At 60.7% G+C, this 11,900-nt stretch carries 12 protein-coding genes; 3 read left to right on the top strand and 9 right to left on the bottom strand.

Annotated elements, in window-relative coordinates; translation table 11 throughout:
• A partial coding sequence (locus NV64_RS20770) for a VOC family protein (RefSeq protein ID WP_199177703.1) occupies positions 1–193 on the bottom strand: 193 nt, incomplete at its 3' end.
• Between the two features lie 268 nt (positions 194–461).
• Here NV64_RS20770 and argS point away from each other — a divergent pair.
• The 3 genes from argS to NV64_RS20755 all read left to right on the top strand — a co-directional run bounded on the left by argS (position 462) and on the right by NV64_RS20755 (position 3,035).
• A complete protein-coding gene (gene argS, locus NV64_RS20765; RefSeq protein ID WP_056241843.1) occupies positions 462–2,192 on the top strand; it encodes an arginine--tRNA ligase in 1,731 nt (576 codons plus the stop codon).
• 204 nt (positions 2,193–2,396) lie between these two features.
• Positions 2,397–2,591, top strand: coding sequence for a type II toxin-antitoxin system HicA family toxin (locus tag NV64_RS20760; RefSeq protein WP_056241841.1), 195 nt, complete (start codon positions 2,397–2,399; stop codon positions 2,589–2,591).
• A gap of 27 nt (positions 2,592–2,618) precedes the next feature.
• Complete coding sequence (locus NV64_RS20755) at positions 2,619–3,035, top strand: type II toxin-antitoxin system HicB family antitoxin (protein WP_101506675.1); 417 nt, start codon at positions 2,619–2,621, stop codon at positions 3,033–3,035.
• A gap of 86 nt (positions 3,036–3,121) precedes the next feature.
• Here the strand turns inward: NV64_RS20755 and NV64_RS20750 are convergent, their stop codons facing one another.
• The 8 genes from NV64_RS20750 to NV64_RS20715 all read right to left on the bottom strand — a co-directional run bounded on the left by NV64_RS20750 (position 3,122) and on the right by NV64_RS20715 (position 11,646).
• Positions 3,122–3,568 carry a flagellar protein FlhE gene (locus NV64_RS20750; protein WP_369878915.1) on the bottom strand — a complete coding sequence of 149 codons (447 nt, stop codon included), beginning with the start codon at positions 3,566–3,568 and terminating at the stop codon, positions 3,122–3,124.
• A gap of 32 nt (positions 3,569–3,600) precedes the next feature.
• Positions 3,601–5,685 carry a flagellar biosynthesis protein FlhA gene (flhA, locus tag NV64_RS20745; protein ID WP_056241834.1) on the bottom strand — a complete coding sequence of 695 codons (2,085 nt, stop codon included), beginning with the start codon at positions 5,683–5,685 and terminating at the stop codon, positions 3,601–3,603.
• On the bottom strand, positions 5,678–6,829 hold the full coding sequence (gene flhB, locus NV64_RS20740) for a flagellar biosynthesis protein FlhB (RefSeq protein ID WP_056241832.1): 1,152 nt from the start codon (positions 6,827–6,829) through the stop codon (positions 5,678–5,680). Before flhB ends, flhA begins: the two co-directional genes overlap by 8 nt.
• Before the next feature lie 144 nt (positions 6,830–6,973).
• Positions 6,974–7,618, bottom strand: a complete 645-nt coding sequence (gene cheZ, locus NV64_RS20735; protein WP_056241829.1) for a protein phosphatase CheZ — start codon at positions 7,616–7,618, stop codon at positions 6,974–6,976.
• A 9-nt stretch (positions 7,619–7,627) separates the two neighbouring features.
• Positions 7,628–8,017 (bottom strand): chemotaxis response regulator CheY, encoded by a 390-nt coding sequence (gene cheY / locus NV64_RS20730; RefSeq protein ID WP_056241826.1) that lies wholly within the window; start codon positions 8,015–8,017, stop codon positions 7,628–7,630.
• 36 nt (positions 8,018–8,053) lie between these two features.
• On the bottom strand, positions 8,054–9,103 hold the full coding sequence (locus NV64_RS20725; RefSeq protein WP_056241823.1) for a chemotaxis response regulator protein-glutamate methylesterase: 1,050 nt from the start codon (positions 9,101–9,103) through the stop codon (positions 8,054–8,056).
• Positions 9,103–9,921 (bottom strand): protein-glutamate O-methyltransferase CheR, encoded by an 819-nt coding sequence (gene cheR, locus NV64_RS20720; protein ID WP_369814411.1) that lies wholly within the window; start codon positions 9,919–9,921, stop codon positions 9,103–9,105. Before cheR ends, NV64_RS20725 begins: the two co-directional genes overlap by 1 nt.
• Before the next feature lie 54 nt (positions 9,922–9,975).
• The gene (locus NV64_RS20715; protein WP_101506673.1) at positions 9,976–11,646 is read right to left on the bottom strand and encodes a methyl-accepting chemotaxis protein; all 1,671 of its coding nucleotides are present in this window, start codon (positions 11,644–11,646) and stop codon (positions 9,976–9,978) included.
• Positions 11,647–11,900 lie beyond the last annotated feature (254 nt).

The raw sequence follows: 11,900 nt of genomic DNA, 5'->3' as shown, positions 1-11,900 counted from the left end.
CCCCGCACTGCAGCAGCCCCGCTTTCCAGCGCTCCGCCGTGGCGTTCTGATGGCAGCGCACCGCGATATGATCGGCCGCCAGCGTGCTGAGGTCGAGACCCAGCCGCGCCGCCAGTTCCGCTAAGGCCTGCTCAAAGCGCGGAAGATCTTCGCTGAGATCGCTCAGCCCGGCCACCTGATGAAAACCTGCCATTGTACAAACTCCTGATAACCCCGTCGCCGCCCGGGTAACAACGTTCACGGCGAAGTGCGGTGACCCGGCGTCACCCGCGCGCTATCTTACCTGAAAGGCCCCGGCGGCGCGTACTCAGGTTCCTGGATAATTCAGGGCCAAATGCAGTATACTTTTCCCCTTCTTTTTTAAAGCGCTGCCGGTCGGAACAAAATGTCGCCGCCGGCGGCGTCATGACAACGGCCAGCGTTGATGCGCGAGCCATTTTCAGCAAAATTAAGGTAACTCGGTGAATATTCAGGCCCTCCTCTCAGAAAAAGTCAGTCAGGCGATGATCGCAGTGGGTGCTCCGGCAGACTGCGAGCCTCAGGTACGTCAGTCGGCAAAAGCACAGTTTGGTCACTATCAGGCCAACGGCATGATGGCCGTGGCGAAAACCCTGGGCATGCCACCGCGACAGCTGGCAGAAAAAGTACTGGAGCAGCTGGATCTGAGCGGCATCGCCAGCAAAGTGGAGATCGCCGGGCCGGGTTTCATCAACATTTTCCTCGACAACGCCTGGCTGGCCGCGCAGGCGGACAGCGTGCTGCTGGCCGATAAACTCGGCGTGGCACCGGTCACGCCGCAGACCATCGTGATCGACTACTCGGCCCCGAACGTGGCAAAAGAGATGCACGTCGGCCACGTGCGCTCCACCATCATTGGCGATGCGGCGGTGCGTACCCTGGAGTTCCTCGGCCATAAGGTGATCCGCGCCAACCACGTCGGCGACTGGGGTACCCAGTTCGGCATGCTGATCGCCTTCCTTGAGAAACAGCAGAACGAGCATCACGATGATATCGCGCTGTCTGACCTGGAAGCCTTCTACCGCGAAGCGAAGCGCACCTATGACGAAGATCCGGCGTTTGCCGAGCGAGCGCGCGGCTACGTGGTCAAGCTGCAGGGCGGCGACGAACACTGCCGTAAAATGTGGAAACAGCTGGTCGACATCACCATGTCGCAGAACCAGAAAATCTACGACCGTATGAACGTCACCCTGACCCGCGACGACGTCATGGGTGAAAGCCTGTATAACGACATGCTGCCGGGCATCGTTGACGATCTGAAGGCCAAAGGCCTTGCGGTGGAGAGCGAAGGCGCCACCGTGGTGTTCCTTGACGAATACAAAAACAAGGAAGGTGAACCGATGGGGGTGATCATCCGTAAAAAGGATGGCGGCTACCTCTACACCACCACCGATATCGCCTGTGCCAAATACCGTTATGAAACGCTGAAGGCCGATCGCGTGCTCTACTACATCGACTCCCGCCAGCACCAGCACCTGATGCAGGCGTGGACTATCGTGCGTAAAGCGGGTTACGTGCCGGATTCCGTACCACTGGAACACCATATGTTCGGCATGATGCTGGGCAAAGACGGCAAACCGTTCAAAACCCGCGCCGGTGGCACCATCAAGCTGTCTGACCTGCTTGACGAAGCGGTGGATCGCGCCACCACACTGATCGCCGGTAAAAACCCGGAGATGCCGGCCGACGAACTGAACGCGCTGGCCAACGTGGTGGGCATCGGTGCGGTGAAGTATGCCGACCTGTCAAAAAGCCGCACCACCGACTACATCTTCGACTGGGACAATATGCTGGCGTTTGAAGGCAACACCGCGCCGTATATGCAGTACGCCTACACCCGCGTGCTGTCGGTGTTCCGCAAGGCGGGCATTGACGAGAGCGGCATCTCAGGCGCAATTAACATCAGCGAAGATCGCGAAAGCGCGCTGGCCGTGCGCCTGCTGCAGTTCGAAGAGACCATCACCCAGGTGGCCCGCGACGGCACCCCGCACGTGATGTGTGCCTACCTCTACGAGCTGGCCGGCCTGTTCTCCGGCTTCTACGAACACTGCCCGATCCTGACCGCCGAAGACGACGCCACGAAGCAGAGCCGCCTGCGCCTGGCGCTGCTGACCGCGAAGACCCTGAAGCAAGGCCTTGATACGCTGGGCATTCAGACGGTAGAACGGATGTAATGCACGACAGGGGCCGGGCGCAATGCCTGGCCCCTTCACTATTTAAACGCCGTTACCTACCTTCTGCCTGCAGATTTAAGCCTGACCGATCCGCCTGACACCTCTCGCCAAATTGAGACCAATGGAAATTAAGCACCAGATGCGCTACAACTAGTGTGTACGGTGTGTAATAACACGTGCCTCATTCAACGAAATGGAGGTGCGTTGAAAAGCTCAGAACTGATCAAACTATTGCAGCAACATGGCTGGGTTCTGGAAAGAGTCAAAGGCAGCCACCATCACTTCAGCCATCAGGACTTTGCAATCATTATCACCGTTCCGCACCCGCGTAAGGATATGAAGAAAGGCACGCTTCATCAGATCCTCAGGGATGCAAAGTTGAAACTGACGGAAGAGTGATTCGGTCTTCCGGTATGAGAGGTCATTATGTTGTATCCAGCTTTCGTGGAAATTGATACCGATGGCACGGCGAGTGGGTTCTTTCCTGATGTTCCCGGCTGTTACTTCGCCGGAGATACGCCGGAAGAGACCATCGCTGATGCAACTTCAGCGCTCAACGCTCACTTTGAGCTGTTAGCTGAGAAAGCGATGGCTATTCCCGAGCCTGCCTTAACATGGCGTACCGCGTCATATCCCATCGTTGATGGCAGGGCCGTGGAGGGCGTGTGGGTGTATATCAGTATCGATATCACCCGCTTTTTTGGTCGTTCAGAAAGGATCAACATCAGCATGCCCAATCTGCTGATTGAAAAAATCGACAGGACCGTAAGCGAAGATCCACGCTACACCAGCCGTAGCCATTTTCTGGCTGAGGCCGCACGTAAGGTACTGTCTCAGTGCTGATCCGTGCGTATGCCCGGTATGTGTTAGTTCAGTGGGAAGCTCAGCCTGTTGAACAGCGAGGCGTATCATAGCGGGCTAACCGCCCGCTACTGGTAATTCACCATCACCCCATTACTCACCACCCGCAGCGGCGGGAACAGCCGCCCTTTGCCCTCGACGAGGTAGACAAAGCGCAGGGTATCGCCGGCGGCGACGTTGGTCAGGCCGCGGGTGACGCCGCTGCCACCCTCCAGCGGCGTGCAGCGGCTGGAAGAACAGAGCTTTACCTGCAGGCCGGCCGGGGCCGGGGATGCCAGCTGATAGCGCCAGGCGATCTGGTTAATCGCGCCCTGCACCGGCTGGCGCGGTGCCAGCGGGCGCGATGACGCCTGCACGCCGCGGTTGCCGATGCCGGGGCCAATATCGCTGGCGGACCAGCTGCTGGCCACCGCCTGGCAGAGCCCCGGCACCAGCAACAGCACGCCGATCCACAGACTACGGCGCGCCAGCGTGTTGCTTAGCGGCTCAACACCGTCACGGTGAAATCCTCTCACGCCTTTCCCCCTGCCCCACAGCCAGCCGCGCATCAGTTGCCCCCGATCGTCGAGGTCATGCGGATCTGCCGGTTGTCGGTCAGCTCCATATTGGAGATCACCATCAGCTGCGGCATTGAGCGGCGCAGGAAGCGGGCCAGCAGCGCGCGCAGCGGATGGTTGACCAGCAGCACCGGCGGCGCGCCCAGCTGCTCCTGATGCTGCAGCGCGTTCTGCGCCTGCGCCAGCAGGCGGTCAGCCAGCCCTGGCTCCAGGCCACCGCCGCCCTGCAGCGCCTGCAGCAGCAGGCGTTCCAGCGCGGTGTCGAGTCCAATCACCTGCACCTCGCCGTTGCCAGGGAACCACAGCTGGGTAATGGCGCGGCCCAGCGCCACGCGCACCACGGCGGTCAGCTCCTGCGGGTCGGTCTGCACGCTGGCGTGTTCGGCCAGCGTTTCAATAATGGTGCGCATATCGCGGATCGGTACCCGTTCGGCCAGCAGGTTCTGCAGCACCTTGTGCAGCGTGGTCAGCGGCACCACGCCAGGGATCAGATCTTCGGTCAGCTTCGGCATCTCCTGGCTGACGCGGTCCAGCAGCTGCTGCGCTTCCTGGCGGCCGAACAGCTCGCTGGCGTACTGGCCGATCAGGTGGTTCATATGGGTGGCCACCACGGTACTGGCCTCAACCACGGTAAAGCCCTGGATCTGCGCCTGCTCTTTCAGCGCGCTGTCGATCCAGATCGCCGCCAGGCCAAAGGCCGGATCGACGGTCACTTCACCCGGCAGGCTGCCCGCGGCGGTGCCGGGGTTGATGGCCATCCAGCGCCCCGGATAGGCGTCGCCGCTGCCAATTTCCACGCCCTTCATCAGGATGCGGTAGCGCGCGGGCGGCAGATCCATATTGTCGCGGATATGCACCACCGGCGGCAGGAAGCCCATCTCCTGCGCAAACTTTTTACGAATGCTGCGGATACGACCGAGCAGCTCGCCGTCCTGCTGGCTGTCGACCATCGGGATCAGCCGGTAGCCGACCTCCATCCCCAGCGAGTCTTCCAGCTGCACGTCGTTCCAGGTGGCCTCCGTATTGGCTGCGTTTTCCTGCGGCCGCTGAACCGGCATAGCGACGGCCGCCTGCGGCTTCATCTGCCTGCCGCGCATCCACCAGGCCAGGCCCAGCAGGGCACCGGTAAACAGCAGGAACACCAGGTTTGGCATGCCCGGCACCAGGCCCAGCAGGCCCAGCACGCCGGCGCTCAGCAGCATCACCCGCGGGTTGTTAAACAGCTGGGTGACCATCTGTTCACCCACGTCCTGGTCGGTGCCAACGCGGGTGACAATCACACCCGCCGCGGTGGAGATCACCAGCGCCGGGATCTGCGCCACCAGGCCGTCACCGATGGTCAGCAGGGTGTAGGTTTCGGCCGCGTGGCCCATATCCATCCCGTGCTGCACCACGCCGACCAGCAGACCGCCGAAGACGTTGATCACCATAATCAGAATACCGGCGATGGCGTCGCCGCGGACAAACTTACTGGCACCGTCCATCGAGCCGTAGAAGTCCGCTTCCTGGGTCACGTCGCTGCGGCGCTTTTTCGCCTCCTCTTCGCCGATCAGCCCGGCGTTAAGGTCGGCGTCAATCGCCATCTGTTTGCCCGGCATGCCGTCGAGCACGAAGCGCGCGCCGACCTCGGCAATTCGCCCGGCACCCTTGGTGATAACCATAAAGTTGATAATCACCAGGATCACAAACACCACGATACCGATGGCGAAGTTACCGCCGACGAGGAAGTGGCCGAAGGCCTCGACCACCCTTCCTGCCGCATCCGCCCCGGTGTGCCCGTCCATCAGGATCACACGGGTGGAGGCAACGTTCAGCGCCAGGCGTAACAGGGTGGAGAACAGCAGAATAGTCGGGAAGGCGGCAAACTCCAGCGTGCGCTGGGTAAACATCGCCACCAGCAGTACCATAATCGACAGGGCGATATTGAAGGTGAACAGCAGGTCGAGAACGAACGGCGGCAGCGGCAGCACCATCATCGACAGGATCAGCAGGATCAGTATCGGACCGGCCAGCACCTTCCACTGGGTGTCTTTAAGGTTGTCAGGCAAGCGCAGTCGGGCGGCCAGGTTAGACATCAGATTTCTGTTCTCCAGCAAAGTCCAGCCCTTCCGGCACCGGCAAATTATCAGGTTTTTTCGGGATCAGGCCGCCTTCCATCTTCCAGCGCCGCAGCTGCCATACCCAGGCAAGCACTTCCGCCACCGCGGCATACAGGGTGCCGGGAATGTGCTGGCCTATCTCACTGTGTCGGAACAGGGCGCGCGCCAGCGGCGGCGCTTCCAGGATCGGCACCCGGTGCTCGGCACCGAGTTCACGAATGCGCAGCGCCACTTCTCCGGCCCCTTTGGCCACCACTTTGGGTGAGCTCATCTTTTTCTCGTCGTACTGTAACGCCACCGAGTAGTGGGTCGGGTTGGTGACGATCACGTCGGCCTTCGGCACGTCGGCCATCATGCGCCGCCGCGCCGCCGCCCGCATCTGCTGGCGGATACGCCCTTTGACGTGCGGGTCACCTTCGTTCTGCTTATGCTCATCGCGGATATCCTGCCGCGACATGCGTAAATTTTTGATGTGGGTCCACAGCTGGAAAATGACGTCGAAACCGACCATCGGCGTCAGCCCAAGCACCACCAGCACGCAGCACAGCGCAATCATATTCAGCGATCCGGCCAGCGCGGTGACCGGCGACTCGCTGATCAGGTGCAGCATTTCAGACCAGTGACGCCAGATGAAAAAGCCGGCGACGCAACCGACCAGTACCGCCTTCAGCACCGCCTTCAGCAGTTCGGCGGCGGTCTGGGCGGAGACCATCTTCTTCAGCCCTTTCAGCGGGTTCATCTTGCCGAGGTCAAACTTGATCGCCTTACTGCTGATATTCACTCCGCCCAGCAGCATCGGTGCCGCAATGGCCACCAGCACCAGCCCGATCATCATCGGCAGGATCGCCACCACCGCCTGGCTAATCAGGTTAGCGATCTGGTGCAGCATCTGGCTGGTATCGCTAACCACCGAGTGGTTAAACATCAGCCCGTCGGCCACCAGCGCGCCCAGCTTGCGCCCCATCCACTCGCCGCCGGCCCACAGAATGCCCAGACCGGTCAGCAGCATCAGCATCGAGGTCAGCTCACGGGATCGCGGGATCTGCCCCTCTTCGCGCGCCTTTTCTAGTCGGTGCGCCGTGGGGGATTCTGTTTTTTCCTCGTCACTGTCCTGGGACACGGCATTTAACCTTTGCGTGCGGATTTTCAGGCACTAGCATGCCAAATTCAGGCAGGGGTAATGCCGCGAGTAAACGCGTAAAACGGGGGTTATTCAGCTTATCGGGAAGGGAAGCAGGGGCGGAGGAAGCTCCGCCCCGGAAAATCAGAAACCGAGACTGTCCAGCAGGTCATCAACCTGATCCTGGTTCGCCACCACGTTTGGTGCGGCGGCGTTAATCTGCGGGCCGTTCAGCAGATTATCATTCTCACGTTTCGCACGTGCGTTAGGCTCCGGCATGTTCTCCAGTAACACCATCAGCAGCTGGCGCTCAATCTCCTGGATCACGTCCATCATGCGTTTGATCACCTGCCCGGTGAGATCCTGGAAATCCTGCGCCATCATAATTTCCAGCAGCTGCGCGTTGGTAAAGGCAGTATGCTGCGGCACAGAATCAAGATACCCACGGGTATCCGTAACCAGAGCGCGAGCATCCGCAAGTTCAACAGGATGTTCAAACCACTCATCCCAGCGCCCTTTCAGTGCTTTCGCTTCACTCTCCAGCTGAGACTGGCGTGGCTGAGCGGCCTCCACGCAGTTCAGCGCACGTTCGGCCGCCTGCGCGGTCATCTGTACCACATAATCCAGGCGGTCACGGGCATCCGGAATAGCCTCCGCCGCTTCGGCGATTGCCTGATCCAGACCCAGCTCTCGCAGACTGTCGCGCAGCATCCGCGTCAGTGAACCTATTTTGGAGATAATGTCCTGCGCCGAAGCAGCATCAACATTTGGTTGCGGAAAAGTGCTCATCTCGGCTCCTTACATACCCAGCTTTTCGAAGATCTTACCCAGTTTCTCTTCCAGCGTCGCCGCGGTGAACGGTTTCACAACGTAACCACTGGCGCCCGCCTGGGCAGCTGCAATGATGTTCTCTTTCTTCGCTTCCGCGGTGACCATCAGTACCGGCAACGACGACAGGGTCGCATCGGCGCGCACCGCCTGCAGCAGCTGCAGACCATCCATGTTCGGCATATTCCAGTCGGAGATGACGAAGTCAAAACCGCCGGTGCGCAGCTTGTTCAGCGCGTCCTGGCCATCTTCTGCCTCTTCAACGTTGTTAAAACCCAGTTCCTTCAGCAGGTTACGGACGATACGACGCATCGTGTTGAAATCGTCGACCACCAGAAACCGCATATTCTTATCTGCCATACCTACTCCTGTTTGCAACAGCCCCACGGGACCGCATCAGATACGTAATGCCTGTCCGGCGCTAATTTTTGCCAGCATATGCTGGCTGATTTGGTGGAGATCCACCACTTCACTGGCTCCCCCGAGGGCGATTGCCTCTCGCGGCATGCCAAATACCACACAGCTCGCTTCGTTCTGGGCGATGGTCCAGGCGCCGGCTTTACTCATCGCCAGCAGCCCTGCCGCACCGTCGTTGCCCATGCCGGTGAGGATCACGCCTACGGCGTTCCGTCCGGCGAACTGCGCCACTGAGTTAAACAACACATCGACCGACGGTTTATGACGATTAACCGGCGGTCCGTCATTCAGTTTGATCTGGTAGTTCGCGCCGCTGCGCGCCAGCTCCATATGCATGGCACCCGGTGCGATGTAGGCATGGCCTGGCAGGACACGCTCACCGTCTTCCGCCTCTTTCACCGTAATCTGGCACAGCTTGTTCAGCCGCTCGGCGAACGATTTGGTAAATCCGGGCGGCATATGCTGGGTGATCAGCAGCGCCGGGCTGGTCGGCGGCAGCGGCTGCAGCACGTGGCGAATCGCCTCCGTGCCGCCGGTGGAGGCACCAATGGCGATCAGCTTTTCACTACTGAGCAGCGGCCCGGCCTTCAGCATGACCGGCGCGGGCAGCGGGCTGCGGGTATGCAGCCGCGCACGCGAGGCGGCACGCACCTTATCGCCAATCATCTGGCTGTAGGCCAGCATCCCTTCGCGGATCCCCAGCGATGGCTTGGTGACAAAGTCCACCGCGCCCAGCTCCAGCGCCCTGAGGGTGATTTCCGACCCTTTACCGGTCAGCGAAGAGACCATCACCACCGGCATCGGCCGCAGGCGCATCAGCTTTTCCAGAAAATCGAGGCCATCCATGCGCGGCATCTCAACGTCGAGCGTCAGCACGTCCGGGTTGTATTGTTTGATCAGGTCACGGGCGACCAGCGGGTCCGGGGCGGTGGCCACCATTTCCATATCGCTGTGGCTGTTGATGATCTCGGTCATCAGCTGACGCATCAGCGACGAGTCATCAACGCATAACACTCTGATTTTACTCATTACCTTTCCTTAGTCAGTCCATAGACTGTCTGACCCCGCAGATAGAACTCGCGGCTGATCTGACTGAAGTTCTCTGAATGACCGGCGAACAGTAGGCCCCCGGGTTTCAGCAGCGGTACAAAGCGCCGTAAAATCTTCTCCTGGGTTTCTTTATCGAAGTAGATCATCACGTTGCGACAAAAAATAGCGTCAAACGGTCCCGGCAGCGTCCATTCGTTGGCCAGCAGGTTGAGCTGCATAAAGTTGACCATACTGGCCAGCTCCGGGCGCACCCGTACTTTGCCCTCGTGCGGGCCGGTGCCGCGCAGGAAGAAGCGCTGTAGCTGCGAGGGCGAGAGCGTACGCAGCTCCTCCTGGCGGTAGACGCCGGCCAGCGCGGTCTCCAGTACCTGGGTGTCGATATCGCTGGCGGTGACCTGAAATTTCCCCGGCCCGCTGCCCAGGGTTTCCGCCAGCGTCATGGCGATCGAGTAAGGCTCTTCGCCGGTCGACGCCGCGGCACACCAGACGTTAAAGCTGCCGCTGCGGCGTTTAGCGTGCTCGGCCAGCAGCGGAAAATGGTGCGCCTCGCGGAAAAAGGCGGTCAGGTTGGTGGTCAGCGCATTGATAAACGCCTGCCACTCCGCGCTGTTCTGCTCGCTCTCAAGCAACGCCAGATAGCGGCCAAAATCGTCAAGGCCAAGGGTGCGCAGGCGGCGCACCAGACGGTTATAAACCATTTCCCGCTTGTGATCGGCGAGAACGATGCCGGCTCGCTGATAGATCAACTGACTGATACGCTTAAAATGCGTATCGGATAACGGCAGCCGCTGAACCATCTGGGTCAGCAGCGTGGCGGTTTCCTGTGGAGCCAACAGCGGCGATTTCTTCACTTAGAAGGTTTCCCAGTTATCGTCCGAGGCCGAAGCCGGAGCTGCCAGCGCCTTGCGCGGCGCGGCCGCCGGTGCGGCGTGCGGCCGCTGCTGCAGCACGCCGCTCAGCACCGGTTTCTTGATGCGGAACACCGCCACCGCCTGGGTCAGGCGGCTGGCCTGGTCTTCCAGCGACGCCGCGGCAGAGGCGGACTCCTCCACCAGCGAGGCGTTCTGCTGGGTCACCCGGTCCATCTCGGTCACCGCGGTGCCCACCTGGTCGATGCCGCGGCTCTGCTCGTCGGAGGCCGAAGCGATCTCACCCATAATATCGGTGACGCGGGTCACCGCGTTGACGATGTCGTTCATGGTTTCACCGGCGCTCTCCACCAGCACCGAGCCGGTATCCACGCGCGCCACCGAGTCTTCGATCAGACCTTTAATCTCTTTCGCCGCCTGGGCGCTGCGCTGCGCCAGGTTACGCACTTCGCCGGCCACCACCGCAAAGCCGCGGCCCTGCTCGCCGGCGCGCGCCGCTTCCACCGCCGCGTTCAGCGCCAGAATGTTGGTCTGGAAGGCGATGCCGTCGATCACGCTGGTGATATCGGCGATCTTCTTCGAGCTGCCGGCGATGTCGTTCATGGTCTTCACCACGCCGTCCACCACCCGGCCGCCCTTCTGCGCGGTTTCCGAGGCGTTTTTCGCCAGCACCGACGCCTGACGGGCGTTATCGGCGTTCTGCTTCACGGTGGCGGTCAGCTGCTCCATGCTGGCGGCGGTCTGCTCCAGCGAGGCGGCCTGCTGTTCGGTACGCGCCGACAGGTCGTTATTACCGGCGGCGATTTCGCTGGCGCCGGTGTAGATGGCGTCCGACCCGTCGCGCACCACGCTGACGGTTTTCACCAGCTCCTGCTGCATATGCTGCAGGCTGGCGGCCAGCTGGGCCATCTCATTCCTGCCTTCGGTATCAATGTCGCGGGTCAGATCGCCGCTGGCGATATGACGGATATGCTCAATGCTCTCTTTCAGCGGGCGAAGCAGGATTTTATGCATCCCTGACCAGGCCACTACCACCAGGCCTACCGACAGCAGCAGCACGATGGCCAGCACCCAGATTGCCTGCTCGTAGGCGCGCTCGTTTTGCACCGAACCGGCCGCCAGCAGCGCGTCAGAGTTCTTCAGCCAGGCGTTGTAGGCCTCTTCGAAACCGTTCTGGTAGCCCTGCGTTGGCTGATCGACAAAGCCCTGGAAGTTATTCCCCACCAGCATCACGATCAGCTCGGCCAGGGCAGCGTGCAGCGCTTTGTACTTCTCGGCAACGGCCTGCACGTGCGGCTGGCTGGCCACCTCCGGCGTCAGGCTGTTAATGTAGACGTTGTACTCTTTATCAGCGTCGGCCAGCTTGCCTTTCGCCATGTCGAGCAGTTCAGTAATGCCGGCACCGGTGCCATTACCTTTGGTATCCAGCAGGTAGCGGGTGGCGGCGCGGTTGAGCGTGTTGCGGGTTTGTACCAGTGCAATCCATGCGGACGTCAGACTGGCCTGCTCGCCACGGATCTTCTGCGTCAGAGTAAAGTTTTCTTTGTCACCCTTCAGCGACTGAAAGAACAGGCCGCCGGAGATCAACTGTAATGAACCAAATAACACCAAAACCAGCACCAGACTGGTGACCACTTTCACACGCTTCAACATACCTTTCCCCGATTGGATAGCTACTGCATTGTTGTTGGATAGCTACTGCATTGTTTTATCGGCCATCGGCGGGAAATCTTTATGGCTGCGGAGGAAAAGCGCGAAGGCGGGCCACCTGCGCACGGCAGGCGGCCCGTTAGATCGGTTAAAAGGTTTCCCAGTTACTGTCGGCGGACGCCGGCGTGCTGGCGATGCGGGCGGGCTGCGGCGTCGCCGCCGGGCGCTTCAGCACCGTGGCAGGCGCGGCCTGTTTG

This window comes from Erwinia sp. B116 (assembly GCF_002865965.1).
Taxonomy (GTDB): Bacteria; Pseudomonadota; Gammaproteobacteria; order Enterobacterales; family Enterobacteriaceae; genus Erwinia.
The sequence above is the reverse complement of the archived record's forward strand: the minus strand, read 5'-3'. Positions and strand labels throughout refer to the sequence as shown.

What these genes read in the sequence shown, in the direction of transcription:
- cheZ (WP_056241829.1), bottom strand. Translation starts at nt 7,618, where the DNA reads ATGAGCACTTTTCCGCAACCAAATGTTGATGCTGCTTCGGCGCAGGAC.
- NV64_RS20725 (WP_056241823.1), bottom strand. Translation starts at nt 9,103, where the DNA reads ATGAGTAAAATCAGAGTGTTATGCGTTGATGACTCGTCGCTGATGCGT.
- NV64_RS20715 (WP_101506673.1), bottom strand. Translation starts at nt 11,646, where the DNA reads ATGTTGAAGCGTGTGAAAGTGGTCACCAGTCTGGTGCTGGTTTTGGTG.
- NV64_RS20755 (WP_101506675.1), top strand. Translation starts at nt 2,619, where the DNA reads ATGTTGTATCCAGCTTTCGTGGAAATTGATACCGATGGCACGGCGAGT.
- cheY (WP_056241826.1), bottom strand. Translation starts at nt 8,017, where the DNA reads ATGGCAGATAAGAATATGCGGTTTCTGGTGGTCGACGATTTCAACACG.
- flhA (WP_056241834.1), bottom strand. Translation starts at nt 5,685, where the DNA reads ATGTCTAACCTGGCCGCCCGACTGCGCTTGCCTGACAACCTTAAAGAC.
- cheR (WP_369814411.1), bottom strand. Translation starts at nt 9,921, where the DNA reads ATGGTTCAGCGGCTGCCGTTATCCGATACGCATTTTAAGCGTATCAGT.